The following is a 25,966-nucleotide window of genomic DNA, read 5'->3' as shown; positions in this document are numbered from 1 at the left end:
GCCGTCGAGCGTCTGGGGGTGGCGAGCGCCTAGGCGGCGTCCTCGCCGAGGTGGCCACGCAGCTTGGCGAGTGCCCGGGCGAGCAGCCGGGACACGTGCATCTGCGAGACCCCGATCTGGTCGGCGATCTGCGACTGCGTCATGTTGCCGTAGAAGCGGAGCGTCAGGATCTTCTGCTCGCGCTGGTCGAGCGCGGCGAGCGCCGGCCCGAGCGCGACGCGCAGCTCGGCGAGCTCGAACTCGCTGTCCTCGCTGCCGAGCATGTCGCCAAGCTCGGTGGCACGGTCGCCGTCGCTGGTCGGCATGGAGAGCGACACGGCGTTGTACGCCCGGGCGCCTTCCAACCCTTCCAGCACCTCTTCTTCGCTGATCCCGATGTGGGCGGCGATGTCGGCGACCGTCGGCGAGCGGCCGAGCGTCTGAAGCAGCGTGCTCGTCGCCTCGGAGATGCTCAGCCGCAGCTCCTGGAGGCGGCGGGGCACCCGGATGTCCCACGTGCGGTCGCGGAAGTGGCGCTTGATCTCGCCGATGATGGTGGGGATCGCATAGGCGGCGAACTCGACGCCGCGCTCGGGGTCGAACTTGTCGACCGCCTTGATCAGCCCGACTGTCGCCGTCTGCACCAGGTCTTCGATCGGCTCGCCACGGCCGGCGAAGCGGTTGGCGAGGTGCTGTGCCAGCGGGAGCCAGGACTCGATCACCTGGTCGCGCACGCGGGCCCGGGACGGGTGGTGCGGCGGCAGCGAGGCCATCGCGGCCATCAGATCCGCCGCGTTATCGGTCGCCTGGCGCTGGTCCAGGTGGGCACTGCTCTTCGTCTGGTGCACGTGTGTCGCGGTCATGGTGGTCCTCCCTGCACCTGTGTCCGGACTCGTGTCAGTTCCTGTCCGTCTTCTCAGCTGTCCGATCATTCAGGGGTTGATTAACCGATCAGCTATCTCACCCTAGACCAAACGGTTCACGGAAATCTAGCCGAAAGTACGATGTTGTGCAGCCCGAGTACTGTGGGCTGCTGTGATCTACTCCAGAGTTCGGCCCGCTGTGACCGGGCACCCACGGGTTGTCGCGCTCGTGGGCGTCGACGGCTCTGGCAAGACCACCCAGGCCCACCGCCTGGCCACCGCGTTGACCGAGGCCGGCCTTCCGGCCACCTACTGGCAGAACGCCGGCGGCCGCAGGTGGTTCAGCCGGCTGGCCAAGCGCCTGGGCCGCGGCGGCGACGCTCAGCGGCTGCTCGGCCGGGCTGGGCTCCTCCTGGTCGAGTCGATCCTTCGCTGGCTGGCCATCGCCCGAGCGCTGCTCCGCTCCCGCCTGCGCGGCCGGGTCGCGGTCATGGACCGGTACGCGGTCTGCCAGTACGCGAGCATCCGCGCCCACGACGGCAGCCGGGTCGCCGAGTGGCTGGCCCGCCGGGCGTACGCGCTGTTTCCCCGGCCGGACGTGACGTTCTTCCTCGCGGTGGATCCGGCCGAGGCGGTCCGCCGCATCGACCTGCGGGCCGAAGACCACGAGAGCGAGGACTTCCTGGCGACGTCGACCGTCGCGTACCGGTCGCTGCCTGAATTCGGCTCTTTCGTGGTGATTGACGGAAATGGTACGCCGGACGAGGTGACCGCCCGTATCCAGGAGCGCCTCGCGGCGCTGGCCGACCGGAGCTACGCCCGCCCGTAGACCGGGATCGCCGCGCCACTGGTCGGCGCCGACTCCTCGCCGGCGAGAAACCGGATCACCGTCGCGATCTCCTCCGGCCGTACCCACCGCGACGGGTCCGCGTCAGGCTGGGCGGCCCTGTTGGCCGGGGTGTCGATCACGCTCGGCAGCACGGTGTTGCACCGCACCCCCTTTGCCTTGTACTCCACCGCTACCGCGTTGGCGAAAGCCAGCACGGCGGCCTTCGAGGTGACGTAGCCGGCCGCGCCGGGGAAGGGTGAGACCGCCGCCCGGGAGGAGACGCAGACCACGGCCCCGCCGCCGGCCTCGATCAGGTGTGGCAGCGCCGCCTGGGTGACGAGGTAGGTGGGGCGCAGGTTGAGCGACAGCATCCGCTCGAAGTCTTCGATCGGGGTCTCGTGCACGAGACCGCCCGGCGCGTACCCGCCCACGAGGTTGACCACGGCCCGCAGAGGCGCGGCCGGGTCGGACACGGCGGCCGAAACCACCGACTCGACCGCCGCGGGATCGGTGAGGTCCGCGGTCAGGTATTCGGCGCTGCCGCCCTCGGGCGGATCTTTGCGCACCGGCACGACGGCGCGCCAACCCGCCGCGACGAAAGCGGCGGTGACGGCACCGCCCAACCCGCCCGTGCCACCGGTGATCAATGCGGTGCGATCGGCCATTGCCACACCGTATCCCCGCCATCCAACCGAACGGGTGTAAGGAATGGCACGCTCGGCGGGCGAAAGCCGGACGCGGTGGAAAGGTCCACGGCGTACCGTCGCAGATAGCGAGGTCACGGTTGACGGTCCGACCTCTGTGAAAGTAAGTTTCATCCGTGGCGAAAACGACGAAGGTTTCCGCGACTCACGAGTCGAGCGGGCTGATTGTGCACATCAGCGGCCTGCTTCCGTCGCTGTCGCCCGCGGAGCAGCGCGTCGCGCGCCTCGTCGTGGCCGATCCGGCCGACGCCGCGCGGCGCACGATCACCGATCTCGCGACCGCCGCGGAGACATCCGAGGCCACGGTCATCCGCTTCTGCCGCTCGGTCGGCATGGAGGGCTACCCGCAGCTGCGCATCCGGCTCGCCGCCGAGGCCGCGCGCCGGGTCGAGCCGCCGGACGCGCGCGTGGTCGGCGGCGACATCCCGCCCGGTGCCGACCTGGCCCAGATCATCGCGACGATCTCGTTCAACGACGCCCGCGCGGTGGAGGAGACGGCCGAGCAGCTCGACCCCGCCGTCTGCGAGCAGGTGGTCGACGCCATCAACAGTGCCGGCAGGGTAGACATCTACGGCGCCGCCGCGAGTGGTTTCGTCGCCTCCGACTTCCAGCAAAAGCTGCACCGCATCGGGCGCACCGCGTTCGCCTGGCCGGACGTGCACCTCGCGCTCACCTCGGCCGCGCTGCTCGGCAAGGGTGACGTGGCGATGGGCATCTCGCACTCCGGCACCACCTCCGACGTCATCGAGGTGCTCCAGCAGGCCCGCGCGCGGGGCGCCACCACGGTCGCCCTGACCAACTTCCCCAGATCCCCGATCACCGAGGTGGCCGACTTCGTGCTCACCACGGCGGCGCGCGAGACCACGTACCGATCGGGTGCGATGGCCAGCCGCCTGGCCCAGCTGACCGTCGTCGACTGCCTCTTCGTCGGCGTCGCGGCCCGCAACCGGACCAAGGCGCGCCGCGCGCTCGAGGTCACCGCCGAGGCCGTGCAGACCCACCGCGTGGGTGCGGCCCGGCGGTCCCGGTGACGGCGGAAGCGGACGGGCGCGCGGTCGTCCGGGTCGGCTCGCCGACCGAGCGCCGCAACCCGGACAGCGTCGACCTGGACCTGATGTCGACCCGCGACGTCGTACGGGTCATCAACGAGGCCGATCGCACCGTGCCGACCGCGGTGGCGGCCGTGCTCGACGAGATCGCGGCCGCCGTCGACCTGGCGGTCGTGGCGATCCGCTCCGGTCGCCGGGTGCACTACTTCGGCGCGGGTACCTCCGGACGGCTGGGAGTGCTCGACGTGGCGGAGCTGCCGCCGACGTTCAACTCGCCGGAAGACTGGTTCTGCGCCCATCTCGCCGGCGGCACCGGGGCGGTCTTCCGGCCGGTCGAGGACGCGGAGGACAGCGACGGCGGCGGCGAGCGCGAGGCCGCCGACTGCGTGCACGCCGGCGACCTCGTGGTGGGGCTGGCCGCGAGCGGGCGCACCCCGTACGTGCTGGGCGCGCTGCGCGCCTCGCGTGCGGCGGGTGCCGGCACCGTGCTGGTGGCCGCCGACCCCGCCGCCGCGGCGGCCGCCGAGGTGGACGTCTTCATCGGCGTGGACACCGGGCCGGAGGTGGTGACCGGCTCCACCCGGATGAAGGCGGCGACCGCGCAGAAGCTGGTGCTGAACGCCTTCTCCACCGCGGTGATGGTGCGGCTCGGCCGGGTCTACTCCAACCTGATGATCGACATGGTCGCCACCAACGCGAAGCTGCGCGGCCGCATGATCTCCATCCTGGAGGAGGCCACCGGGTACGGCGAGGAAGCCTGCCGCCGGGCCCTCGCCGACGCGGACGGCGACCTCAAGGCCGCTCTTGTGGCGCTCGTCTCGGGCGCGAGCGTGGCCGACGCACGGGGCGCGCTGGCGCGCTCGGCGGGTCAGGTGCGGGGTGCCGTCGCCCTGCTCGCCACCGGTCGGGCGTGACGACCGTCACGGTTGAGATGGATGCCGAGCGGGCTTGAGTTAGCGCCGTTGAGGGCCGGGTAATCCTTGATCCGACAGTGAACCGGCGTCGGCGTACGTGCGTACTGTGAAGTGACGAGGATCGCAGACAGGTAGTGACCCGGATCGCTGTGCCTTATGGAGCTCGGATGTTGTCATTATTCGGGCGAAGTATGCACAGCGGCCGCCCAATCCACCACCGGGTCGGACCCCGAACGTCCTGATGAGGGCAGTGCACAGCAACTATGCACCGCGCTCTCAGCTAGTACTCAGGCATTCGTGACACTTTCGACTCAGCAGATGGAATCCCTTACGCGTCTCATCTGTTGTGTAGGTGTCAGCACCGCGGGGGATAGCGGAAGTTACGGGGGAGGGCTGATGAACGTGGGGACCGCAGGCAAGAGAGCAAGAGGGGCGAACGAGGGGATCGTGAGCAACGTGGAAAGCAATGTGGTGATGCGCACCGACGAGGTCGCCGAAGAGCGCGACCTGGTTGGCGTCTACCTACACGAGATCTCCCGGACGCCACTGCTCGACGCCGCCACCGAGGTCGACCTCTCGAAGGCCATCGAGGCCGGGCTCTACGCCGAGCACCTGCTCGACGAGGGGCAGATCCCGAAGGGCGTCGGCCAGGAGGAGCTCGAGCGCATCGTCTTCGAGGGCGAGCGCGCCAAGGACCTCTTCATCCGGGCCAACCTCCGGCTGGTCGTGTCGATCGCCCGCCGCTACGTGCGGTCGGGCATGCCGATGCTCGACCTGATCCAGGAGGGCAACACCGGCCTGGTGCGCGCCGTGGAGAAGTTCGACTACGAGCGCGGTTTCAAGTTTTCGACGTACGCGACGTGGTGGATCCGCCAGGCCATCAGCCGGGCGATCGCCCAGCAGGAGCGCACCGTGCGGCTGCCGGTGCACCTCGTCGAAGACGTCAACCGGATGCGTAACGTGGCTCGCCAGCTGACCCGCGAGCTCGGCTCCGACCCGGAGCCGGAGCAGATCGCGGTGGCGCTGGGCGTGCCGGTGGAGCGGGTGCACGAGCTGGTGCGCTGGTCGCAGGACACCGTGTCGCTCGACACGCCGGTCGGCGACGACGGCGACACCAACCTCGGTGACCTGGTGGCCGACAGCGACGCGCCGTCGCCCGAGGAGGTCGTGCTGACCGCCCTCGAGCGGCAGCGGATCGAGGGCCTGCTCAACCACCTCGACGACCGGTCGGCCGGCATCATGCGGGCCCGCTACGGCCTGGAGGACGGGCGCGAGCACTCGCTCACCGAGGTCGCCTCGCGCTTCTCCCTCTCCCGCGAGCGGATCCGCCAGCTGGAGATCCAGGCGCTGGGCCGGCTGCGCGAGCTGGCTCGGGCCGAGGGCCTCCAGGCCGCCTGACACACACCCCCCACCATCTGCCCGCTGAGCGGCCGGTGTCCGAATAGGACACCGGCCGCTCGCCCGTCTATGCGGCCACCAGGGTGTCTTCCGGCTGCCACGAGCGGGCGGTGCGCACGTAGTAGGCCCACCAGCCGATCGAAGACCCGTATGCCGCGCGCAACTCGGCGGGGCTGGGCGGTGGGTTGCCATACACCGCGCGAGCGGCGTCTTCGAACTGGGGCATGTGGAGCGGCACGCCATCGGGGCGGCCGAGCACGCGCAACAACAGCGCGTGCGCGGTGAACGCGCCGACGCCCGGCAGGGCCAGCAGCGCCTTGCGAACGTCCTCATACGGCCCGGTGCGGAGCCACTCCTCGTCGAGCGAGGCCACCCCCTCGACCACCTCGCGCAGGCGGCGGGCGCGCAGCCGATTGCCCGCGAAGCGGACGAGATCGGCGTCGTCTCGCGCGGCGACCGTGGCGAGCGAAGGGAACGCGACGTGCTCCACCCCGTCGAGCGTCAGGGACGGCCCGAGCTCGGCGGCCACCCGGCGCTTGCGGGCCGCCGCATACCACTGGGTGCTCCGCTGGACGAGCGCGAAGTAGACCGCGCCCTCGGCGAGCGAGGAGAAGCGCACCTGGTGTAGCCCGTGCGCGGCGCGCAGCAGCCCGGCCATGGCCGGGTCGCGCCCGGCGACGTCGAGGAAGGCACCGAGGTCGTCGTCGAGGCCGAGCCACCGCCCGACGGCGCGATGCACCACCGCCCGCTCGGTGGGTAAGAGGTGGCGGTCGGCGTGGAGGGTGAGCACGACGCCCGGACCCTCGGAAGCAGGCCCGACGTCGGCGACCACCGCCTCGGAGCCGAGCAGGAACGCCTTGCGCACCCGGCCCCCGGAGATCACATGGCCACCGGCGCAGGGCGCGAAGCCGGCCAGGGCGCGCAGGGACAGGTCGAACGAGAACGGCTCGGTGGCCGCCAGAAAGACTTCGGTCATGCCTCGACGGTGAACCCGCGGTACGACACTTCCGGCCGGCCCGTCCTCCCGCCGATCAAGGACTTGTGCGCCGATCGAGGGCTGCCGACGGCGCGTCCGCGATGGACCCGCCGCAAGCCGCCCTCGATCGGCGCACTTGAAGATTTATCTGACTCTGCCGTAGCCGTACGGGGTCATCATGTCGACCGATGCCAGCTCGACGCTCTCGCCGGCCTGCGGCGCGTGGATCACCTTGCCGCTGCCCACGTAGATCGCGACGTGGCCGAGACCGTTGTAGAAGACGAGGTCGCCCGCCTGGAGGGAGCCGCGGCCGATGTGTGCCACCACGTCCCACTGCATCGCGGCGTTGTGCGGCAGCGACTTGCCGGCCGCTCGCCAGGCGGCGAGCGTGAGGCCCGAGCAGTCGTACCCGCTGGAGCTCTCGCCGGCCCAGACGTAGGGCGTGCCGATCGCGTTGTACGCGAACCGCACCGCCACGCCCGCCTTACCGGAGATCGAGGGGATCGACCCGGTGTAGCCGCCGCTGGAGGTGGTGGCCGAGCCGTACGCCTCCTCGCGCATCTTGTACAGCTTGTCGAGGTCGCCCTCGATCTTCTTCTTGCCGGCCGCGAGCTCCTTGAGCTGGGCGGTCTGCTTGGCCTGGGTGGCGTCGAGCGTCGCCTTCTGCTCGGTGAACCGGCGCTCGGCCTCGGTGAAACCCTCCAGCTGCCGCTTGCGGTCGCGGGCCAGCTGGTCGAGCATGCCGAGCCGGTCGGCGAGCGGCCCGCTGCCGTTCAGCAGGGCGCTCGCGGTGCCCACCTGGCCCGTCCGGTACGCCACCGAAGCCATCTGGCCCACCTCGGTGTCCGCCTTGGCGAGCTGGGCCTCCAGCGGGCCCATCTTGGCGCTGAGCGCCGTGGCGGCGGCCTTGGTCTGCTTGAGCTGCTCGTTGAGCTTGTTGTACGACTCGACGACCTTCTCCAGCTCGGTGGATGCCTTGTTGATCTGCTCCGTCAGCTCGCTCGGCGACGGCTCGGCCTGTGCGGCCGCTGCCGGCACGGTCAGCCCGATCCCGAGCCCGATCAGCACGAGGGCGTGGAGCAGCTTCCGCGCGGAAGACAAACGGTGAACCCTTCTTCCCCAACGCCGCCTACCGGGTGAGCGAGCTTGCGCGCGACCCATCAAACTCGGCAGCTTGCGCTAGCGGCGGCTCGCCGCGAGCGGCGAGGCGACGTGAGCTGACGGATTCGGGCGGGAAGATCGCCCTACCGGGTCCGCCGAGGGGCGGGCGGGCCGCGGATTCACCCCAGTGCATTCGGTGGGTCCCCAACTCGCTGACGGAGAGTAATCGTCGTGCGATTAGGCGGCACCGGACCGGCGTCACCCGGGGGAGTGACTGACTACCGGACCAGCGGCTCCAACCTAGCGTCGGGGCCGGGCGGGCGAAAGTGGCGGAAGGATGACTTGTGACGGACGCCCGCGAACGGGGCGAATGTCTGTGTCACTCTAAGTGATTAGGTCGTACACCCAGGTCGGTCGGCCAGACGGGTGAAGGGCGATTTGTCGGTCTACGCGTTGGGTGGGCGACGGCGCTGACAAATCGGATATGCGGGCCTGAAAGCCCCGCGATGCAGCTAGCCGACCGCTGCCAATCTGCCAGGTGGCTGATTGCACCCCTTCCCTCGACTAGATGGCATCTCGCACAATGGCAGCAGGGCCCTTGAGGTTGCTGAAGCGGCACTTGATCGCCAGACGGAACAGAGCGAGAAAGACGATCGGCACCTGGCTGCCACCAGGTGCCGATCTCAAGAACCACCACACCAGCCCGCCTCACGAGCCGTAGGAGGCATTGAAGTGCAGACTACTCGCTACCCCGCGCGGTCACCAGCAGCACAGCCCGTAACGCAAGCAGACGTAACGAGCCCGAAACCGCCTGCTCCGCTGTACCAACAGCCCGGCATCCTGGTTACCCGCGACTGGTTCATCGTCGGTGGGCGCCGGTTCCCGGTCGGCGAGCTCAGGCACCTGCACACGGCCCGAGGCCCAGCACATCAGCTCACCGTGCGGTCGGTGACGGTGACCGCGATCGTGCTGGCCGCCATCGGGATCACGCTCGGCATGACCACCGAGCTCAACCACCTGAGTGCACAGGCCTACCTGGCGCTCACGGCGGTGGCGTTCGTCCCATTCCTCGTGGCGACGATCGGCCACCGCCTGCGGCCGCGGGCCTACGAGCTGTGGGGCGAGTTTCGCGGGATGACGGTGCTGCTCTTCAGCAGCGACGAGGAGCGGCAGTACGGGCAGGTCACCCGGGCGCTGCTCCGGGCGCAAGAGGCATACCGGCTCGGCGGGCTGGCCGAGCCGCTGGTAACGATGAACATCTGGCGCATGCGCTAGCCATAGAGACTTCGTCCCGAGTTCGGCCGCCGCGCGGCAAAGCGGGTCAACGGCGGACGAGGGGCGCGGTGGGGCCGGGGGGCCACACCGATCGTGGGCGGGCTCAGTCGAGCTCGCCCACGATCCGTTTGATCATGTCCTGGGTCTCGGTCGGGCTCAGCGCCATCTCGCGCAGCCGGTCAAACTCGTGCCGGTAGGGCTTTACCAGGTCGGGCTGGTCGACCACGTCGTCGCCGAGGCCGTTTTCCAGGTACATCACGGCGTCGTCGGTCGGGTCGGGAAACTCCAGGATCGCGAACGGGTTGGGAAAGCCGTCGACGCCCGCCGCGAACGGCAGCACCTGGATGGTGATGTTGGGCTCGCCGCACAGCGAGACGAGCCGCTCCAGCTGCTCCCGCTTCGTACGCGGGTCGCTGGCGATGCGCCGCACGACCGCCTCGTCGATCACCGCGGTGATGTGTGGCGGGTCGTCCTTGCCCAGCACCTCCCGCTGGCGGGCGAGCCGCACCGCGATCTGGCTCTCCTCGTCGGCGCCCGGCTGGCGGCGCAGCGCCTTGGCCGCGTAAGCCTCGGTCTGGAAGAGCGCGGGGAGCTTGGTGGGCGTGTAGCAGAGCACCGACGAGGTCTCCGCCTCCAGCCCGATGTAGGCCGTGTACGGCGCGGGGAGGGCGCCCGCGTACGACGACCACCACCGGCGCACCCGCGACGAACGGGCCAGCCCGACGAGCTCGTCGACCCGCGGCTTGTCGGTCACCCCGTAGAGCCGCAGCAGGGCGCGCGCGTCGATGGGCGAGACGCCGACGGCACCTGACTCGATCCGGATGATCTTCGACAGGGACCAGTCCATCTCCGTGGCAACCTGCTCCTGCGTGAAGCCTGCCGCCTCACGCGCCGCGCGCAACGCGGACCGCAACCGTCGCCGACCAACGGTGGGTCCATATGTCGCAGTCATGCCGCCGCTCCTGCGTTGTTTCGCCGATCAGCCGAGCTGGTCGGCCATCTTGGTGATCTTTTCGAGGGACTCGTCGGGCTGGAGGGACATCTCCCAGAGTCGGTCGAACATCTGCTGATACGCCGCTACGTCGGTGGGGCGGTCGAGCACGTCTTGGGCGAGCACTCCCTCGAGATAGACGATGTCGGTGTCGTCATCGTCAGGGAAGCGCAGGATCACGAACGGGCCTTGAGGGGCGTAGTCGCCCGCCGTGAACGGGAGCACCCTGATCGTCACCTGGGCGCGCCGTCCGACGTCGGCCAGGTGACGCAGCTGCTCGCGCAGGCTCTCCGGGCCGCCGGTCTGCCGGTGCAGCGCGGCTTCGTCGAGCACCACGTCGATGTGTGGCCGGTCGGGGCGGTCGAGCACTTCCTTTTGCCGCCGCATGCGGATCGCGTGTCGGAGCTCGATCTGCTCCGCGTCCATCGTGTCGCCCACGGTGGTCGAGGCCGCGGTGACGGCGGCCCGCGCGTAGGAGTCGGTCTGTAGGAGGCCGGGGATGCCGGAGGGCTGGAAGAAGGAGAGCTTGAACGCCTCCGCCTCCAGCCCGATGTACGCCGCGTAGGCACTGGGGAGGGTGTCTTTGTACTGCGACCACCAGGTGCGGCGCCGGGAGACCCGGGCCAGCTCGACCAGCTCGTTGATCTGGTGCTGGTCGGTCATCCGGTAGTGACCGAGCAGCGCCTTGACGTCGTTGGTGGAGATCGACACGGAGCCGGCCTCGATGCGGATCAGCTTGGAGAGCGACCAGTCCATGGCGGCCGCCACCTGCTCCTGGGTCAGCCCGGCGGCGTCTCTCGCCCGGCGCAGCGCGGACCGCAGCCGGCGCCGGCCGACCGTAGGCCCGTGCACCGTCGTCATCGGCGACCCTCCCCGGCTGCGCGCGTCACGCGCCCACGATGTGTCACCGTGCAGTAGACCCGTCCGTGCAAGAAAATGATCTGTGCAGAATGCCACCTGGCTAGACGCGACCTGCCATTTAGCTAGTCTTGTGAAGGCTACACCTGCCCTGCTAGCTTTTCCAGCATCGTGCCCGGGGTGCCTGAGCATCCGTCAAAGGGGCAGTTCGGACTCGGCCGTAAGTGCGGCGGTTTGGGCGCATCGGTCCACTCTTCATGCGCTACAGTGTGGCGTCACGGCGCTCTGCCGCGACATTTGCGGCTGCTTAAGAGGAGCACCGGATGTCCCAGACACATTCCGTCACCGACGTGTGGCGGAAGAGCGCACGCTGCGAGGCGCACAACTGCGTCGAGGTAGCCGAGCGCGCCGACGAGGTTGCTATTCGCAACAACTCGGTTCCGGACACGCAGTTGGCCTTCGCCCGCCCGGTGTGGGCAGCGTTCATCAGCGGCGTTCGCGCAGGTCAGTTCGACCTTCAGTAGGGTCCTGTTCCCCGGGTCTCTCCGCCCGGGGAGCTCTCCTCCGGCACCAGCGGGGCATCCACGACGGATGCCTCTTTTTGTTGTTCACGGAAGCCGCGACGGCGTGTGGCACATTGGTAGCGGCGAGGAGGTCATTCATTCATGTACGCCCTCCTTTCTGCATATGCCTCGGCATGGAACATTTGATAGCAGCGCGAGTGCGGGGCGGTGCCGTCATGGCCGGCGCGCACCAGCCCGCGGAGGGGCAGGTTGCCGTGGCGGATGGACCGACGAAGTGGCGTAAGAGCGGGCAGTGTGAGTCGCTGAACTGTGTCGAGGTGGCCTTGGACGAGGCTCACGTCGCGATCCGTAACTCTGCGTCGCCGGACGGGCCGTTCATTGAGGTCACCGCGACAGCATGGAGGGTGTTCTGCGCGGCGCTGCGCGCCGGTGAGTTCAACCGGTGACGGCGACGGGCTCGCGCACCCACCGGGTCGCGACCCGCTCGGCGTAGAAGGAAAGAAACGGAATCGTGCCCGCGAGCATGACCAGAAGCATGCGACGCAGCCCCCACCGGGCGCGGCGGGCCAGGTCGAAGACCGCGACCAGGTAGATCATGTAGAGGAAGCCGTGTGCCGGGCCTACGGTCTCCACGATGGAAGGCTCGTCCCAGACGTACTTGAGCGGCATGCCGATCACCACGAGCACGATCAGGACCACGCCCACGATGTACGCGATCGCGCGGTAGCGCAGCAGGGCTCCCCCCACGGTTACTCCTCTACTCACCCCGGGTAGTCGGCGGGCCGGGCGTCCGGGTGCTCGTTGAGCCAGGCCAGATATCGGTTGTACGCCGCAAGCTCCGGGTCGGCGCCATCGTCGTACCCGACGGGCTGCCGCGCGGTGCGGACGGGGCGGCGGTAGGCCGTGGCCGCTGAGCCCGACGGGGCCGGTGAGACCGGCACCTCGGGCTTACCGCGGAGCGTGAGGCGCACCTCGCGCACCCAGATGAACACCACGAACGCGGCGAACACGGGCCACTCGAACGCGTACGCCCAACTGAGGGTGTTGCCCCCGGCGGCTCGGCTGATCTGCCACCAGCCGAGGGCCAGGAAGCCGGCCACGAGCCCGACCGCGAGCACGTGGCGCGCGATCCACGCCGGTGACCACAGCCGCCTCATACGCCCGAGAGTACCGGCGGGGTTTCGGCGAGGTTCGGGCCGGGCAACGGTGGGACATGAGCGGACCTGCGCAGTACGCCGAAGGCGCGGCGGCCGAGCTCGACACCGGTGTCGACGGGGCCGACCTCACCGATGACGACCTCTTCCGGGAGATGAGCAGCCTGCACCGGACCCGGCTGGACACGCTGCGACACGGCTCCGACGCCGCGGTGGCCAACCACCTGCGGCGCACGGCCGAGCTGGAGACGGAGTACCTCACCCGTTATCCCGGCCGGGAGGTCGACCCGAGCCGCCTCCGCGACTGAGCCGGTCGGGTGTGGCGCGGGCCACCCCCGGGCCCCGGAACACCTGGCGGGGGCGTGCCGTTGAGATGACTGACGGTGTGTCCAGTGTCCCCGGGCCTCACCTATTTGCCTTCGCGGAATACCGTCCGGCTGGAGCCGCGTCGTGCCACTCGCCGAGAGGCGACCTGCACACCGACGCCAGCGCCGCCCGGTGGCCATCCCACCGGGCGGCGCTCTTTGCGTGCCGGCCTCTTACCGCGTGGGAGGCGACGCGGTGGGAGGGGGGCCGGCGACCCCATTGCTCTTGCGAAGCACCACCAGGCCGCCGTCGATGGTGCGTCCGGCCGGTTCGGTGCCGGCGACCGTGCCGGCGGGGCAGGACGACGGGATCGGCACCTCGTTCACCTCGACCCGGAAACCCTGACCCTCCAATGTGGACGTCGCTGCTTCGACGGTCTGGCAGGTGACGGTCGGGATCTGGCGCTGCGTGCCGTACGCGATCTTCTGGCTGGGGCGCGGGAAGTCCTGCTGCGCCTTGCCCCGCATGATGTCGGCGAGCGTCTCGTACACGGCGGGGTTGACGATGCCGTGGTCCATGTTCGCCGTGGTCTCCGGCCAGTCCGGGTCGACCAGGATGCCGGCGACCGCCATCGTCCGGCTGGTGACGACCAGCGAGGCGGTGCGCTTGCTGTCGGTCGTACCGGTCTTGCCGGCGATCGGGTGCTTGATGGTGCGGAACGCGTCGGCGGCGGTCGTGCCGTTGCACTCGCCGAACGCGGACCTGTCGCCAACCGGGCACCGCGCGGCGTCGATCGCGGCGCGCGCCACGTCACGGTCGACCGCCTGGTCGCAGCGTGGGTTGGCGACGTCGAGCTTCTTGCCCTCGAAGTCCTTGATCTCCTGTACCGGGATCGGCTCGCAGTGCCTGCCGTCCGCGGCGAGGGTGGCGTACGCGTTGGCGAGGTCGAGCGGGGTCGTGCCGGAGACGCCGAGCGTGAAGGAGCCCCACCCGTCGGCCTTCTCCTTGTCGTTCGCCATGCTGGCGTCGTCCTCGTTGAGGAAGCGGATGCCCAGTTTCTTCGCGGCTTCCACGGTGTTGGCCGCGCCGGCCATCTCCTCCAGCGGCACGAAGTACGTGTTGACCGACTTGCCGAAGCCGGTCCAGGCGTTGTGCACGCCGGCGAGGCTGGGGCTGCTGTTCTTCGGGCACCACTGGTCGGTGCCGGGGCAGGCCGAGCTGCCCGAGGCGTGGTACTTGGACTTGTACTGCTGCGGGGCGTTGATCGTGGTGGCGAGCGGATATCCCTTCTCGAGCGCGGCCACCAGCGTGAAGATCTTGAAGGTCGACCCGAACTGGTAACCGCTGCCCCCCGTGAGCAACGGGTTGGTGGTGTTCGGGTAGGTGCCCCTCTGCCCCTGGTTCTTCGGATTGGTCGTGGGCTTGTTCTTGGAGTTGTCGAGCTTGAACACCCGGTTGGTGGCGAGCGCGCGCACCCGCCCGGTGCCCGGCTCGATCGCGGCGACCATGAGCGCGTGCTTGTTGCCGGTCTTGAGGTGCTCCTCCACGTTGTCCCGGGCCTTCTTCTGCACGCTCGGGTCGAGCGTGGTTACGACGCGGTAGCCGCCACCGTGCAGCCGCCGCTCGCGGTCGTACGGCGTGGCGCCGAAGGCCTCCTGGCCGAGCCACCACCGGCGGAAGTAGTCGCAGAAGAAGCCCCAGTCGTTCGGCTTGGTGACCGTGCAGCCCTTCGGCGGGCGCTTTCCCTTGACCGTCAGCTTGACCTTCTTCGCGGCCTCGCCTTCGGCCGCGGTGATCGCCTTGATCTCCACCATCTGGCCGATCACCCAGTTGCGCCGGTCGAGCGCGCGCTCCTTGCCCTTGGGATCCAGCGGGTCGTTGTAGGTGGGCGACTTGACCATGCCGGCGATCAGCGCCGCCTCCGGGATGGTCAGGTCCTTCGGCTTCTTCCCGAAGTAGAACTGGCTGGCGGCGTTGACCCCGTACGTGTTGTGACCGAACGGTGCGAGGTTGAGGTAGCGGGTGAGGATCTCGTCCTTGGAAAACCTCTTCTCCGCCTGCTGCGCCAGCCGCATCTCGCGGACCTTGCGGGCGGTGGTGTCCTCGCCCGCCTTGACCGCGCTGTCGTACGTGGGCGCGGTGTAGATGGTGGACATCCGCACGAACTGCATCGTCAGCGTCGAGGCGCCCTGCTGTGCCCCGCCGGTGCTGTTGTTGAGCAGGGCGCGGAACGTGCCCTTCACGTCGACGCCGTTGTGCACGTAGAAGTTGTGGTCTTCCGCCGCGATCATCGCCTCGCGCATCGGCTCGGAGATCTGGTCGAACGTGACGTCGTCGCGGTTTTCGTCGAAGAACCGCGAGATCAGCGTCTTGCCGTCGGACGCGTACACCTCGGTCTGCTGCGGCGCCTGGGTGGTCGTGAGCTCGGTGGGCAAGGCCTCGAACGACTCCGCTCCCGCCTTCGCCGCGAGGCCCGAGGCGGCCAGCGCCGGAAACATCGCGGCCGCGACGACGAGGCCGGCGAGGAGGCCGCACACCACGAGCGTCGCGAGGTTGACGAGCGCGTGGCGCCGGGGCCGTCCGGCGGCGCGCCCGGGGTGGAAGCGGAGGAGAGGTTCGGTCACGCCTGCAAAGACGTCCAGAGGTGAGGCTGGGGTTGCAGCTGATACCGATCTTCACAGCACTTTCACGAGTGGTCCGGGCTTTCCTGGCAATTCACCTCTTTTAGGCGAGCACCGGTCATACGCTCCCCACATGATCGGAACGATTCTCTGGGCCATCATCGGTGGCGCCATCGTCGGCATGCTGGGTCGGCTGCTCCTGCCCGGCCGGCAGAACATCTCCGTCTGGGTCACCATCGGCGTCGGCATCGCGGCGGCGCTGCTCGGTGGCGTGCTCGCCGACTGGCTCGGCGTCGGCGACACCAAGGGCATCGACTGGATCCGGCACGCCATCCAGATCGCGCTCGCGGTCCTCTTCGTCTGGCTGGCGGCCCGCTTCATGGGCTCCAGCGAGCGCCGCAGAACCGCCTGAGCTTGCACCCCGCGCCGGAATGCGGGGTGCAAGATCGCGTAGGCATCAGCGGCGGGCGGAGGCGAGCCCTTCCAGGACCTGGACCGTCGTGTCCCAGCCCATGCACGCGTCGGTGATCGACTTGCCGTAGGCGAGGGGGCGCGTCGGGTCCAGGTCTTGCCGGCCCGGTACCAGGAACGACTCGAGCATGACCCCGGCGATGCCGCGCTGGCCGGCGGCGAGCTGGGCGGCCACGTCCTCGGCGACCACGGGCTGGCGGGTGTGGTCCTTGCCGCTGTTGTCGTGGCTGGCGTCGACGATCAGCCGCTCCGGCAGCCCGGCCGCGCGCAGCAGGTCGAGCGCGCCGGCGACGTCCTCGGCGCCGTAGTTGGGCCCGCCGCGGCCGCCGCGTAGCACCAGGTGGCAGTCGGCGTTGCCGCGGGTGTGCAGGATCGCCGGCGTGCCGGACACGTCGATACCGGGAAACACGTGCGGCACCGCCGCGGCCCGGATCGCGTCGACGGCCGTGGAGATCGCCCCGTCCGGCCTGTTCTTCATGCCGATCGGCATCGAAAGGCCCGAGGCGAGCTGGCGGTGCACCTGGCTCTCCACCGTGCGGGCGCCGATCGCACCCCACGAGACGGTGTCGGCGATGTACTGCGGGGTGATCGGGTCGAGGAACTCGCAGCCGACCGGCAAGCCCTTGCGCAGCACCTGGAGCAGCAGCGAGCGGGCGGTACGCAGGCCGGTGTTGACGTCGCCGGAGCCGTCGAGGCCGGGGTCGTTGATGAGCCCCTTCCAGCCGACGGTCGAGCGCGGCTTTTCGAAGTAGACCCGCATCACGATCAGCAGGTCGTCGGCGAGCCGCGCCGCCGTCTCGGCGAGCCGGTCGGCGTACTCGAGGGCGGCCGCGGGGTCGTGCACCGAACACGGGCCCACGACGACCATGAGGCGGTCGTCCTCCCGGTCCAGCACGCGGGCCACGGCACGCCGGCCGTCGACCACCGCGGCCGAAAGATCGTCGTCAAGGGGCAGCTCATGGTGGAGCAGCGCGGGCGACACCAGCGGCACGACCTTGTCGATCCGGGTGTCGCTGACCCGCTGCACACTCGGGAGAGTCACGTGGGGTTCCTTCCGCCAGCCACCCCGGGGCCGGCGTCCCGGGGCCGAAGCCGGCTCTGCGTCGTCGTTGCACGCGAAAGGGCAGGAGTCTCTCCTGCCCTGTGCCGGCTCTGGCGGTGGTGACTAGGTCATGCGGTCATGCCTCAGTCGCCGGCGCCAGCGCCGGCCAACTAAAGCACGCATACCATCGGGTCACCGTCGCATCATATCCCATCGCTGGACTATCAACGGACCGTCGTCCGGCGTTCACCTTCCGGGCATGCCGCACGACACCGATCAATCAATACGTTTCCGGCATGGATCGTCGCACTGTGTTGCGTGCCACCGTCATCGGAGCGGGCACCGCCGCCTTCTCCGGCAGCCTCTGGTCGGCTGCCTTCGCCGCCCCCGCCCAGCCCGGGCCGAGTCCCTACGGCGGGCTGCGCGCCGCCGACGCCAACGGCGTACAACTGCCGACCGGCTTCACCAGCCGGATCATCGCCCGTTCCCGCCAGGCGGTGGCCGGGTACACCTGGCACGACGCCCCGGACGGCGGCGCGTGCTTCGTGGCCGGGTCCGGCTGGGTGTACGTGTCCAACTCCGAGATCTCGTCCACGGGAGGTGCCTCGGCGGTGCGGTTCAACGCGGACGGCAGCGTCGCGTCCGCGTACCGGATCCTGGGCAACACCAACCGCAACTGCGCCGGCGGCGCCACCCCGTGGGGCACCTGGCTGTCCTGCGAGGAGACCGACCTGGGGTACGTGTACGAGACGTACCCGCTGGGCGGGACCGCGGCGGTGCGGCGGCCGGCGATGGGACGCTTCACACACGAGGCGGCCGCGGCCGACCCGGACCGGCGGGTGATCTACCTGACCGAGGACGAGACCAACGGTTGCTTCTACCGCTTCCGTCCCACCAGCTGGGGCAACCTCTCGTCCGGCACGCTGGAGGTGCTGGTCGCCGGCACGGCCACCAGCGGTCCGGTGAGTTGGGCGCCGGTGCCCGACCCGGACGGCAGCCCCACCCGCACCCGGAGCCAGGTCTCCGGCGCCAAGCGGTTCAACGGCGGCGAGGGCTGCTACTACGCCGACGGCGTCTGCTGGTTCACGACCAAGGGCGACAACCGGGTGTGGGCCTACGACGCGGTCAACCAGCGGATCGACCTCGCCTACGACGACTCGCTGGTGAGCGGCACCGCCCCGTTGACCGGCGTCGACAACATCACCGGCTCGGACTCGGGCGACCTCTTCGTCGCCGAGGACGGCGGCAACATGGAGATCAACATCATCACGCCGGCCGGGGTGGTGGCGCCGTTCATCCGCCTCGCCGGGCAGTCCGGCTCGGAGATCACCGGCCCGGCCTTCTCCCCGGACGGCACGCGCCTGTACTTCTCGTCACAGCGCGGCACGTCAGGCTCGTCGTCCGGCGGCATCACCTACGAGGTCCGCGGCCCCTTCAGGTAGGACTTTCTTAGAGGCGGAAATTTGCCCCGGTCCGCGTCACCTGCGGACCGGGGTATGACGGCGAAGGGGCCTTTCAGCGCAAGGGGAACTCGTCGAAGAGGATCGCGGGTGACTCGGGGTGGCGGGTGTCGTGGCGGTATGAGCGCACGACGCCCGCCGCCGAGTCGAGCAGGGTGAAGACGGTGACCTCGTTGCTCGCCACGAAGGGCAGCGGCACGCCGTCGGGGCGCACCAGGGGAGCGACCGTCGGCACCACCGGCTGGAGGCCGCCCGGGTCGCCCTGTAGTACGTAGCCCGGCGGGTACCAGCGGGTCATGCCGGAGGTGACGTCGTAGGCGCCGTAGCTGTTGCCCACATTGGACGTTTCGAGCCAGTGCACGCCGGCCGCGTTCCGGAAGCGGTTCCACACGTGCGAGTGTCCATTGAGGACGAGGTGCACGCCGGACGCGGAGAGCAGCGGCTCCACGTCGCGCAGGATGTGGTCGTCGGCCAGGGGGTACTCGTACCGGATCGACTTGTGCCCGACGACCTGGACCGGATCGGTGTACGGCGGCACCGAGTGGTTGCCCAGCCCGTGGCTCGGGTGGTGGAACATCACCACGCGATAGCGCGCGGCCCGCGCGGCGGACGACGCCAGCTCGGCCTCCAGGAAGGCGAACTGGGGTGAGCCGCGCTTGATTGGCTCGAAGATGAACTGGCCCCAGCCCCAGCGGTCGGGGTTGTCGACGTCTTCGAGCGCCTCCTGAAACTTGCCCCGGCCCTCGGGGTGCGGCGAGCGCCACACCTGCGTGGCGAAGAGGCAGATCACGTGCACGTCGCCGATCGTGCGGGACCACCACTTCTGGCCGCCGGACTCGCTGCGCGGGTACGGGAACAGCTCCGCGTACGTGGTGATGTCCCAGTCGCCCGGCTGCGGGTCGTTGAACTGGGCGTCCAGCGTCGCGGTCTCCGACCAGCGCCCCATCACCTCGTGGTTGCCGAGCGCGGGGTAGATCGGCGAGTGCGCCAGGATCCGCTCGAACGTGCGGAAGAACGGCGGCTCGGCCGTGCTGTCGAACCACTCGCTGGCCCGGTCGGGCGCGTTTACCATGTCGCCGGCCATCAGCACGCCGTCGAAGGTCTCGCCCGCCGTCTCGGCCACCTTCGCCAGGTTGACCGGCACCATCGCCTTGAGCTGGTGGTCGCTGGTGAGCAGCAGGCGCACCGGCCGGTCGGGCGGCGGGGCGGGCGCGAGCGTGTACGCGGCGGTGACCGTGCCGTCGGACACCACCCGGTACGGCGTGCGCCCACCCGCGAGGCCGGTGACGGTGGCCAGGTGCCGGTACACGGGGCGGCGGGTGACGATCGGGTACGTCCGGCCCGGTACCGCGGACTCCTGGTCCTCCCGGGTGCGGGACAGCTCGACGGTGTCCGCGCCGACGCGGCGCCATCCCTCACCCGCGTCGCCGGCGGCCGCGGCACGGGCCTGGTCGCCGGTCATGGCCGCGACGGCCGGACCGACGAGCACCGCGTGGTGGGAGCCGGGCCCCTCGGTGTGCCAGACGACGTGCACGCCGTCCGCGGTGGGATCGAGCAGGTACGGCTCACACAGCATGTCCCGAGTATGCTTCCCGGCCCGCCCCGGACACCGCCGAGGGACCGTTGCGTGCGGAACGCAATAGATCCGCTACCGTCGAGCGCATGTCGCCGACCGGCTACCCGTGGCCCATCGAAACCACCCGCCTCGACAACGGCCTCCGCGTCGTGGTCAGCGAAGATCGCACGGCACCAGTCGTGGCCGTCAATATCTGGTACGACGTGGGATCGCGGCACGAGCCGGAGGGGCAGACCGGGTTCGCGCACCTCTTCGAGCACCTGATGTTCGAGGGGTCGGCGCACGTGGCGAAGACCGAGCACATGCGGCTGATCCAGGGCGCCGGCGGCTCGCTCAACGCGACCACCAACCCCGACCGCACCAACTACTTCGAGACCGTGCCGTCGGAGCACCTGGAGCTGGCGCTGTGGCTCGAGGCGGACCGGATGGGCGGGCTCGTGCCGGCGCTCACCCAGGAGACGCTCGACAACCAGCGCGAGGTGGTCAAGAACGAGCGGCGCCAGCGGTACGACAACGTGCCGTACGGCGACGCCTGGCTGCGCCTGCTGCCGCTGCTCTACCCGCCCGGCCACCCGTACCACCACGCGACGATCGGCTCGATGGACGACCTCAACGCGGCCGACCTGCCGACGTTCGCGGCCTTCCACACCACGTACTACGCGCCCAACAACGCGGTGCTGTCGGTCGTGGGCGACGTGGTGCCGGCCGAGGTGTTCGCGCTCGCCGAGAAATACTTCGGCGGGCTGCCGGCGCGTACCGACATCCCGCCCGCCCCCGACGGCACGCGGCCGGCGCCGCCCGGCGGTCCGGTGCGCGAGGACGTGGTCGGCGACGTGCCCGCCCCGCGCATCTACATCGCGCAGCGCACCCACGCGTTCGGCTCGGCGGAGTACGACGCGGTCACCGTGCTCGCCACGATCCTCGGCAACGGCCGGGGCAGCCGCCTCTACCAGAGGCTCGCGGACGGGGCGCGGCTCGCCCAGCCGGACTACGTCTCGGCGTACGGCGTCGACCTGGCGCACGCGCCCGCCCCGCTGATCGTGAGCGCGACCGCCCGCGACGGCGTGTCCGCCGCCGACCTGGAGGCCGGCCTGGTCGGCGTGCTCGACGGGCTCGCCGACGTCAGCCAGGAGGAGCTGGATCGGGCCAAGGCGCTGCTGGCCACCGCGTGGTGGCGGCAGGTGTCCACAGTGGCGGGTCGGGCGGACGCGCTGAGCCGGTACGCCACGCAGTTCGGCGACGCGGCGCGGGCGGGGGATCGGCTGCCGGCCTGGCAGGCGGTCACGCTCGACGCCGTGGCCGAGGTCGCCGCCGAGCTGCGCCCGTCGAGCCGCGTCACCCTCACCTACCTGACCGAGGAGCCTTCGTGAGTCTGGTCGCCGAGCGTCCGGGGCCTGGTGCCGCCCGGCCGTACCGCTTTCCCGAGGTCGTGCGCCGCGACGGCGTGGTCGCCGCCCACCTGCCCGGCCAGGCTTTGGCGATCGCGATCCTGCTGATCGACGCCGGCGCCGGCCGCGAGCCGGCCGGCCGCGAAGGGCTCGCCGCTGTGGTGGCCAAGGCCTTGGAGGAGGGCACGGGCGAGCGCGACTCGGCCGCGTACGCGCTCGCGCTGGAGAGCCTGGGCGCCGAGCTTTTCACCACAGTGGACTGGGACTCGTTCCGGATCGGCGTGCAGGCGCCGGTCGACCGGCTGCCGGACGCGGTGGCGCTGCTCGCCGAGGCGGCCCGCACTCCGCGCCTGGACCCGGCGGACATCGCCCGGGTGCGCGACGACGAGGCGACCGCGCTCCGGATGGAGTGGGCGGACCCCGGGCCGCGAGCCGAGGCCGCGCTGCGGGCCGACCTCTTCGGGCGCGACCAGCGGCACGGCCGCCCGCTGCACGGCGACCCCGACTCGGTCGCGGCGATCACGGTCGACGACGTGACCGGGTACCACGGCGGCTGGTTCGGCCAGCGGGGCACGCTGGTGGTCGCCGGCGACCTGACGACGGTCGACCTCGACGCGCTCGGCGCGGCGGTCTTCGCCGGTGCCGGTGCGCCGGTCGAGGGGATGGGCGGGCCGCTGCCGATCGATCCGCGTACCGAGCGGCGGGTCGTGCTCGTCGACCGACCCGGCTCGGTGCAGTCGACGCTGCGGCTCGGGCACGCCGCGCCACACCGCGCGCACCCCGACTACGTGCCGATGACGCTGGCCGCGACGGTGCTGGGCGGGGCGTTCACCTCCCGGCTCAACCACCTGATCCGCGAGGTGCGCGGGTACACGTACGGCATCCGCGGCGAGTTCGGCCAGTCCCGCCGCTTCGGCCGGCTGCTGGTCAGCTCGAGCGTGCAGACCGCGGTCACCGTGCCGGCGCTGGTCGACACCGTCGGCGAGATCTCGCGTACCGCGGCCGAGGGCGTCACCGAGCCGGAGCTGGCGGTGGCCCGGTCGTGGCGGGCGGGGCAGCTGTCGGTCGAGCTTCAGACGCCGGGCGCGATCGCCGGTGCCCTGGCCACGTTGGTGGTGCACAACCTGCCCGACGACTACCACGCCAACCTGCGCGCGACCCTGCTGGCGGCCGACGAGGCGACGGTCTCCCAGGCGGCCGCCAGCCACCTCAACCCGCACGGTCTCACGCTGGTCGTCGAGGGCGACGCCGCCGTGATCCGCGACGAGTTGGTCGCCTCCGGCATCGGCGAGGTGGTCGACGCCCAGCTCTGACAGGGCGGTGGCCCGGGTCACATTTCTTGACGCTATTCATACGCTTCTGACGTTTCACAAATTTGTGAAACGAGCGTAGCTTCAGCGGTATGACATCTGCGATCTCGGTCTCTGGCCTGGTGAAGACCTTCGGTCAGACCCGCGCGCTGGACGGGCTCGACCTGTCCGTCGACACCGGTGAGGTGCACGGCTTCCTGGGCCCGAACGGCTCGGGCAAGTCCACGACCATCCGGGTGCTGCTCGGCCTGCTCCGCGCCGACGCCGGCGACGTGAGCCTGCTCGGCGGCCACCCGTGGCGGGACGCGGTGGCGTTGCATCGGCGGCTCGCCTACGTACCCGGCGACGTGAACCTCTGGCCCAACCTGACCGGCGGGGAGGCGATCGACCTCTTCGGCGCCCTCCGCGGCGGGCTGGACAAGCGGCGCCGCGCCGAGCTGGTCGAGCGGTTTCAGCTCGACCCGAGCAAGAAGGCCCGCACGTACTCCAAGGGCAACCGGCAGAAGGTGGCGGTCGTCGCCGCGTTCGCCTCCGACGTCGAGCTCTACATCCTCGACGAGCCGACCTCGGGCCTCGACCCGTTGATGGAGGCGGCCTTCCAGGAGTGCGTGCGCGAGGTGAAGCACGAGGGCCGCACCGTCCTCCTTTCCAGCCACATCTTCTCGGAGGTGGAGGCGCTCTGCGACCGGGTGAGCATCATCCGGCAGGGCAGGACCGTGGAGGCCGGCACGCTGAGCGAGCTGCGCCACCTGACGCGCACGTCGATCTCGGTGGAGACCACCCACCCGATCACCGGCCTCGAGGAGCAGTCGGGGGTACACGACGCAAAGGTCGAGGGCACCCGCGCGAAGTTCGATGTGGACAGTCACGAGCTGGACCACGCGCTGCGCTACCTGACCCGCTTCGAGGTGCGGACGCTCACCAGCGCCCCGCCGTCGCTGGAGGAGCTGTTCATGCGCCACTACGGCGACGAGCTACAGGAGGCGATGGTCTGATGAGCGCCTTCACGGGTACCGGTCGCCTCGTGCGGCTGGCGATCCGGCGGGACCGCGTCCAGCTTCCACTGTGGATCGCCGGCACGGCGCTGTTCGTCCCGATCGTGGTGGCGTCGGTACAGGACCGCTACCCGACCGAGGCGGACCGCATCGAGATCCTGCGCAGTGCGGTCGGTAGCCCCGCGCTGCTGCTGTTCCGCACGGCGCCGACCGGCGCGAGCGAAGCCGCGATGATCATGTTCTCGTTCCTCACGTACGCCGCGGTGCTCGCCGGCTTCATGAGCACCCTCGCGGTCGTGCGGCACACCCGGCAGAACGAGGAGACCGGCCGTTCCGAGATGGTCGGCGCGACCGTCGTCGGCCGGCACGCCGGACTCACCGCGGCGCTGATCGTCGCGGCCGGGGCCAACGTGGTACTCGGCGGCCTGATCGCGCTCCTCCTGATCGGCTACGGCCAGCCGGCCGCCGGCTCGATCGGCGCCGGTGCCGGCATCGCCGCCGCGGGCATCGTCTTCGCCGGCGCCGCGGCCATCGCCGCACAGGTCACCCAGACCTCACGCGCCGCGAACGGCATCGCCGCCACCGTGGTCGGCCTCGCCTATCTGGTACGCGGCCTCGGTGACGTGCTCGGTGAGGTGCGGCCAGACGGGTACACGATGGTGAGCGCCTGGCCCACCTGGCTCTCGCCGATCGGCTGGGTGACCGAGATGCGCCAGTACGAGGGCGACCGCTGGTGGGTGCTGGTGTTACCGCTGTCGGCCTTCGTGGCGACTGTGGCGGCCGCGTTCGCGCTGACCTCGCGCCGCGACGTGGGCATGGGCATGGTGCCGGCCCGGCGCGGCCCGAGCGGGGCGACGCCCGCCCTGCTCAGCCCGCTCGGCCTGGCCTGGCGGCTCCAGCGCGGCACGCTGCTCGGCTGGGGCGTCGCGATGGTGGCGTACGGCGCGACCGTCGGCTCGCTCACCAAGACCGTCGAGGACGCGCTCGGTGAGAACCAGGGCACCGCCGACACGATCAGCAAGCTGGCCGGCGGCAGCAGCTCCAACCTTCTCGATACCTTCTATGCCGCGATGATGGCGTTCTACGGCGCGATGGCCGCCGCGTACGTGGTGCAGGCGCTGATGCGCCCGCGCGCGGAGGAGGCCGGCGGCCCCGCCGAGGCGGTGCTCGCCACCGGCACCGGCCGGCTGACCTGGCTGGCCAGCCACGTGGCCGTGGCCGTGGTCGGCGCGGCGGTGCTGCTGGCCGCGTCCGGCGCCGCTACCGGCCTTGTGGCCGACCTCAGCGGCAGCGACCAGGGCAGCCAGGTGGGCGAGCTCACCGGTGCGGCGCTGGTCCAGCTGCCGGCGGCGCTGATCCTGGCCGGGTTCGCGGTCGCCGTGTTCGGCCTGCTGCCCCGGCTCGCGGTCGGGCTGGCCTGGGCCGCGTTCGCCGTCAGCCTGATCGTCGGCCAGCTCGGCGAGCTGCTGGGCCTGCCGCAGGCGGTACGCGACATTTCGCCCTTCACCCACGTGCCGGCGGTGCCGGCGGCGAGCGCGACGGCGGGGCCGTTGCTCGCCCTGACCGCGATCGCGTTGGCACTCGGGGTGGTTGGCCTGGCACTCTTCCGGCGGCGAGACCTCGCGCTCCAGTAAGGCGTGGCGGCGCCCCATGGCGCCGCCACACGCACATGAAAGTGGTGAACATGACGAAAGAGCGTGACGAGGACGCGGTTCGCCGCTTCGTGGAGCACTTCGCGATGACCCTCAGCGACCTGGGCTTTCCCCGGATGCCCGCGCGGGTGCTGGCAGTGCTCCAGGTCGCCGACGAGCCGGGCCTGACCGCCGGCCAGATCGGCGAGCGCGTCGGGGCCAGCCCCGCCGCCGTCTCCGGAGCGGTGCGTTACCTGATGCAGCTTCAGTTCATCGTGCGCGAGCCGGTGCCGGGCTCGCGCAGCGACCGCTACCGGATGCCCGACGACCCCTGGTACACCGCCAGCCTGGTCCGCGGCGGGGTGTACAAGCGCATGGCCGACATCATCTACGAGGGGGTCGAGGCCGTCGGTGACACCTCGTCGCCGTCCGGCGCGCGGCTGACCGAGGTACACGATTTCTACCTCTTCATCCAGGACGGGATGCTCGAACTGCTGGATCGGTGGGAGAAGACGCGCGAGGAACGCCACGGCGGCTGAGCGTGCTTTGAT

The 25,966-nt window shown here is 70.5% G+C and carries 25 protein-coding genes, 1 pseudogene and 1 riboswitch; of the genes and pseudogenes, 15 read left to right on the top strand and 11 right to left on the bottom strand.

Annotated elements, in window-relative coordinates:
• Positions 1–29: 29 nt before the first annotated feature.
• Positions 30–842 carry a SigB/SigF/SigG family RNA polymerase sigma factor gene (locus tag AC5L36_RS30575; protein WP_441219855.1) on the bottom strand — a complete coding sequence of 271 codons (813 nt, stop codon included), beginning with the start codon at positions 840–842 and terminating at the stop codon, positions 30–32.
• A gap of 160 nt (positions 843–1,002) precedes the next feature.
• Here AC5L36_RS30575 and AC5L36_RS30570 point away from each other — a divergent pair.
• Positions 1,003–1,635, top strand: a pseudogene (locus AC5L36_RS30570) (dTMP kinase); the annotation flags it as partial.
• Between the two features lie 20 nt (positions 1,636–1,655).
• Here the strand turns inward: AC5L36_RS30570 and AC5L36_RS30565 are convergent.
• Positions 1,656–2,336 carry an SDR family NAD(P)-dependent oxidoreductase gene (locus AC5L36_RS30565; RefSeq protein WP_441219854.1) on the bottom strand — a complete coding sequence of 227 codons (681 nt, stop codon included), beginning with the start codon at positions 2,334–2,336 and terminating at the stop codon, positions 1,656–1,658.
• Positions 2,337–2,491: 155 nt separating this feature from the next.
• Between AC5L36_RS30565 and AC5L36_RS30560 the strand changes: the two genes are divergently transcribed.
• The 3 genes from AC5L36_RS30560 (at position 2,492) to AC5L36_RS30550 (ending at position 5,736) form a co-directional block, all read left to right on the top strand.
• Positions 2,492–3,406, top strand: a complete 915-nt coding sequence (locus tag AC5L36_RS30560) for a MurR/RpiR family transcriptional regulator (protein ID WP_441219853.1) — start codon at positions 2,492–2,494, stop codon at positions 3,404–3,406.
• A complete protein-coding gene (gene murQ, locus AC5L36_RS30555; protein WP_441219852.1) occupies positions 3,403–4,338 on the top strand; it encodes an N-acetylmuramic acid 6-phosphate etherase in 936 nt (311 codons plus the stop codon). The genes AC5L36_RS30560 and murQ overlap by 4 nt, the downstream gene beginning before the upstream one ends.
• 396 nt (positions 4,339–4,734) lie before the next feature.
• Positions 4,735–5,736: a sigma-70 family RNA polymerase sigma factor gene (locus AC5L36_RS30550; RefSeq protein WP_441219851.1), complete on the top strand. Its 1,002-nt coding sequence runs from the start codon at positions 4,735–4,737 to the stop codon at positions 5,734–5,736.
• A 67-nt stretch (positions 5,737–5,803) separates the two neighbouring features.
• Here AC5L36_RS30550 and AC5L36_RS30545 read toward each other — a convergent pair whose 3' ends face one another.
• Positions 5,804–6,712, bottom strand: a complete 909-nt coding sequence (locus tag AC5L36_RS30545; RefSeq protein ID WP_441219850.1) for a DNA-3-methyladenine glycosylase family protein — start codon at positions 6,710–6,712, stop codon at positions 5,804–5,806.
• Between the two features lie 144 nt (positions 6,713–6,856).
• The gene (locus tag AC5L36_RS30540; RefSeq protein WP_441219849.1) at positions 6,857–7,813 is read right to left on the bottom strand and encodes a C40 family peptidase; all 957 of its coding nucleotides are present in this window, start codon (positions 7,811–7,813) and stop codon (positions 6,857–6,859) included.
• Positions 7,814–7,924: 111 nt separating this feature from the next.
• A riboswitch (cyclic di-AMP (ydaO/yuaA leader) is annotated at positions 7,925–8,017 on the bottom strand.
• A 528-nt stretch (positions 8,018–8,545) separates the two neighbouring features.
• Between AC5L36_RS30540 and AC5L36_RS30535 the strand changes: the two genes are divergently transcribed.
• The gene (locus tag AC5L36_RS30535) at positions 8,546–9,088 is read left to right on the top strand and encodes a DUF6232 family protein (protein ID WP_441219848.1); all 543 of its coding nucleotides are present in this window, start codon (positions 8,546–8,548) and stop codon (positions 9,086–9,088) included.
• A gap of 103 nt (positions 9,089–9,191) precedes the next feature.
• Here AC5L36_RS30535 and AC5L36_RS30530 read toward each other — a convergent pair whose 3' ends face one another.
• Positions 9,192–10,040, bottom strand: coding sequence for a helix-turn-helix domain-containing protein (locus AC5L36_RS30530; protein WP_441219847.1), 849 nt, complete (start codon positions 10,038–10,040; stop codon positions 9,192–9,194).
• Positions 10,041–10,067: 27 nt separating this feature from the next.
• Positions 10,068–10,940, bottom strand: a complete 873-nt coding sequence (locus AC5L36_RS30525) for a helix-turn-helix domain-containing protein (RefSeq protein WP_441219846.1) — start codon at positions 10,938–10,940, stop codon at positions 10,068–10,070.
• A 320-nt stretch (positions 10,941–11,260) separates the two neighbouring features.
• Between AC5L36_RS30525 and AC5L36_RS30520 the strand changes: the two genes are divergently transcribed.
• Positions 11,261–11,461 (top strand): DUF397 domain-containing protein, encoded by a 201-nt coding sequence (locus AC5L36_RS30520; RefSeq protein ID WP_441219845.1) that lies wholly within the window; start codon positions 11,261–11,263, stop codon positions 11,459–11,461.
• Between the two features lie 215 nt (positions 11,462–11,676).
• Entirely contained in the window at positions 11,677–11,907 is a 231-nt protein-coding gene (locus tag AC5L36_RS30515) for a DUF397 domain-containing protein (RefSeq protein WP_441219844.1), read from the top strand.
• Here AC5L36_RS30515 and AC5L36_RS30510 read toward each other — a convergent pair.
• Together AC5L36_RS30510 and AC5L36_RS30505 are read right to left on the bottom strand one after the other, a co-directional pair.
• Positions 11,897–12,208, bottom strand: coding sequence for a DUF3817 domain-containing protein (locus tag AC5L36_RS30510; protein WP_441219843.1), 312 nt, complete (start codon positions 12,206–12,208; stop codon positions 11,897–11,899). The two genes, AC5L36_RS30515 and AC5L36_RS30510, sit on opposite strands and share 11 nt — an antisense overlap.
• A gap of 14 nt (positions 12,209–12,222) precedes the next feature.
• Positions 12,223–12,618, bottom strand: a complete 396-nt coding sequence (locus AC5L36_RS30505) for a hypothetical protein (RefSeq protein ID WP_441219842.1) — start codon at positions 12,616–12,618, stop codon at positions 12,223–12,225.
• Between the two features lie 56 nt (positions 12,619–12,674).
• Here AC5L36_RS30505 and AC5L36_RS30500 point away from each other — a divergent pair, with 56 nt between their 5' ends.
• On the top strand, positions 12,675–12,923 hold the full coding sequence (locus AC5L36_RS30500) for a DUF6158 family protein (RefSeq protein WP_441219841.1): 249 nt from the start codon (positions 12,675–12,677) through the stop codon (positions 12,921–12,923).
• 231 nt (positions 12,924–13,154) lie between these two features.
• Here AC5L36_RS30500 and AC5L36_RS30495 read toward each other — a convergent pair whose 3' ends face one another.
• Complete coding sequence (locus tag AC5L36_RS30495; protein ID WP_441219840.1) at positions 13,155–15,545, bottom strand: transglycosylase domain-containing protein; 2,391 nt, start codon at positions 15,543–15,545, stop codon at positions 13,155–13,157.
• Between the two features lie 130 nt (positions 15,546–15,675).
• Here AC5L36_RS30495 and AC5L36_RS30490 point away from each other — a divergent pair, with 130 nt between their 5' ends.
• On the top strand, positions 15,676–15,954 hold the full coding sequence (locus AC5L36_RS30490; protein WP_441219839.1) for a GlsB/YeaQ/YmgE family stress response membrane protein: 279 nt from the start codon (positions 15,676–15,678) through the stop codon (positions 15,952–15,954).
• 45 nt (positions 15,955–15,999) lie between these two features.
• Here the strand turns inward: AC5L36_RS30490 and AC5L36_RS30485 are convergent, their stop codons facing one another.
• Complete coding sequence (locus AC5L36_RS30485) at positions 16,000–17,055, bottom strand: 3-deoxy-7-phosphoheptulonate synthase (protein ID WP_441219838.1); 1,056 nt, start codon at positions 17,053–17,055, stop codon at positions 16,000–16,002.
• Between the two features lie 296 nt (positions 17,056–17,351).
• Between AC5L36_RS30485 and AC5L36_RS30480 the strand changes: the two genes are divergently transcribed.
• On the top strand, positions 17,352–18,497 hold the full coding sequence (locus AC5L36_RS30480) for an alkaline phosphatase PhoX (RefSeq protein ID WP_441219837.1): 1,146 nt from the start codon (positions 17,352–17,354) through the stop codon (positions 18,495–18,497).
• A 73-nt stretch (positions 18,498–18,570) separates the two neighbouring features.
• On the opposite strand, the gene AC5L36_RS30475 is transcribed toward AC5L36_RS30480, so the two are convergent.
• Complete coding sequence (locus AC5L36_RS30475) at positions 18,571–20,091, bottom strand: metallophosphoesterase family protein (RefSeq protein WP_441219836.1); 1,521 nt, start codon at positions 20,089–20,091, stop codon at positions 18,571–18,573.
• 86 nt (positions 20,092–20,177) lie between these two features.
• Between AC5L36_RS30475 and AC5L36_RS30470 the strand changes: the two genes are divergently transcribed.
• The 5 genes from AC5L36_RS30470 to AC5L36_RS30450 all read left to right on the top strand — a co-directional run bounded on the left by AC5L36_RS30470 (position 20,178) and on the right by AC5L36_RS30450 (position 25,954).
• A complete protein-coding gene (locus tag AC5L36_RS30470) occupies positions 20,178–21,461 on the top strand; it encodes a M16 family metallopeptidase (protein WP_441219835.1) in 1,284 nt (427 codons plus the stop codon).
• Complete coding sequence (locus AC5L36_RS30465; protein WP_441219834.1) at positions 21,458–22,792, top strand: M16 family metallopeptidase; 1,335 nt, start codon at positions 21,458–21,460, stop codon at positions 22,790–22,792. The genes AC5L36_RS30470 and AC5L36_RS30465 overlap by 4 nt, the downstream gene beginning before the upstream one ends.
• An 89-nt stretch (positions 22,793–22,881) precedes the next feature.
• A complete protein-coding gene (locus AC5L36_RS30460) occupies positions 22,882–23,784 on the top strand; it encodes an ABC transporter ATP-binding protein (protein WP_441219833.1) in 903 nt (300 codons plus the stop codon).
• The gene (locus tag AC5L36_RS30455) at positions 23,784–25,418 is read left to right on the top strand and encodes an ABC transporter permease (RefSeq protein ID WP_441219832.1); all 1,635 of its coding nucleotides are present in this window, start codon (positions 23,784–23,786) and stop codon (positions 25,416–25,418) included. The genes AC5L36_RS30460 and AC5L36_RS30455 overlap by 1 nt, the downstream gene beginning before the upstream one ends.
• Before the next feature lie 50 nt (positions 25,419–25,468).
• Positions 25,469–25,954: a GbsR/MarR family transcriptional regulator gene (locus AC5L36_RS30450; protein WP_441219831.1), complete on the top strand. Its 486-nt coding sequence runs from the start codon at positions 25,469–25,471 to the stop codon at positions 25,952–25,954.
• Positions 25,955–25,966: the final 12 nt, after the last annotated feature.

The organism is Phytohabitans sp. LZ39 (assembly GCF_059359075.1).
Note: the sequence above shows the minus strand (reverse complement) of the source record. Positions and strands in the feature narration are given on the sequence as shown.

What these genes read in the sequence shown, in the direction of transcription:
- AC5L36_RS30575 (WP_441219855.1), bottom strand. Translation starts at nt 842, where the DNA reads ATGACCGCGACACACGTGCACCAGACGAAGAGCAGTGCCCACCTGGAC.
- AC5L36_RS30565 (WP_441219854.1), bottom strand. Translation starts at nt 2,336, where the DNA reads ATGGCCGATCGCACCGCATTGATCACCGGTGGCACGGGCGGGTTGGGC.
- AC5L36_RS30550 (WP_441219851.1), top strand. Translation starts at nt 4,735, where the DNA reads ATGAACGTGGGGACCGCAGGCAAGAGAGCAAGAGGGGCGAACGAGGGG.
- AC5L36_RS30545 (WP_441219850.1), bottom strand. Translation starts at nt 6,712, where the DNA reads ATGACCGAAGTCTTTCTGGCGGCCACCGAGCCGTTCTCGTTCGACCTG.
- AC5L36_RS30530 (WP_441219847.1), bottom strand. Translation starts at nt 10,040, where the DNA reads ATGACTGCGACATATGGACCCACCGTTGGTCGGCGACGGTTGCGGTCC.
- AC5L36_RS30525 (WP_441219846.1), bottom strand. Translation starts at nt 10,940, where the DNA reads ATGACGACGGTGCACGGGCCTACGGTCGGCCGGCGCCGGCTGCGGTCC.
- AC5L36_RS30520 (WP_441219845.1), top strand. Translation starts at nt 11,261, where the DNA reads ATGTCCCAGACACATTCCGTCACCGACGTGTGGCGGAAGAGCGCACGC.
- AC5L36_RS30515 (WP_441219844.1), top strand. Translation starts at nt 11,677, where the DNA reads ATGGCCGGCGCGCACCAGCCCGCGGAGGGGCAGGTTGCCGTGGCGGAT.
- AC5L36_RS30505 (WP_441219842.1), bottom strand. Translation starts at nt 12,618, where the DNA reads ATGAGGCGGCTGTGGTCACCGGCGTGGATCGCGCGCCACGTGCTCGCG.
- AC5L36_RS30500 (WP_441219841.1), top strand. Translation starts at nt 12,675, where the DNA reads ATGAGCGGACCTGCGCAGTACGCCGAAGGCGCGGCGGCCGAGCTCGAC.
- AC5L36_RS30490 (WP_441219839.1), top strand. Translation starts at nt 15,676, where the DNA reads ATGATCGGAACGATTCTCTGGGCCATCATCGGTGGCGCCATCGTCGGC.
- AC5L36_RS30480 (WP_441219837.1), top strand. Translation starts at nt 17,352, where the DNA reads ATGGATCGTCGCACTGTGTTGCGTGCCACCGTCATCGGAGCGGGCACC.
- AC5L36_RS30475 (WP_441219836.1), bottom strand. Translation starts at nt 20,091, where the DNA reads ATGCTGTGTGAGCCGTACCTGCTCGATCCCACCGCGGACGGCGTGCAC.
- AC5L36_RS30470 (WP_441219835.1), top strand. Translation starts at nt 20,178, where the DNA reads ATGTCGCCGACCGGCTACCCGTGGCCCATCGAAACCACCCGCCTCGAC.
- AC5L36_RS30460 (WP_441219833.1), top strand. Translation starts at nt 22,882, where the DNA reads ATGACATCTGCGATCTCGGTCTCTGGCCTGGTGAAGACCTTCGGTCAG.
- AC5L36_RS30455 (WP_441219832.1), top strand. Translation starts at nt 23,784, where the DNA reads ATGAGCGCCTTCACGGGTACCGGTCGCCTCGTGCGGCTGGCGATCCGG.
- AC5L36_RS30450 (WP_441219831.1), top strand. Translation starts at nt 25,469, where the DNA reads ATGACGAAAGAGCGTGACGAGGACGCGGTTCGCCGCTTCGTGGAGCAC.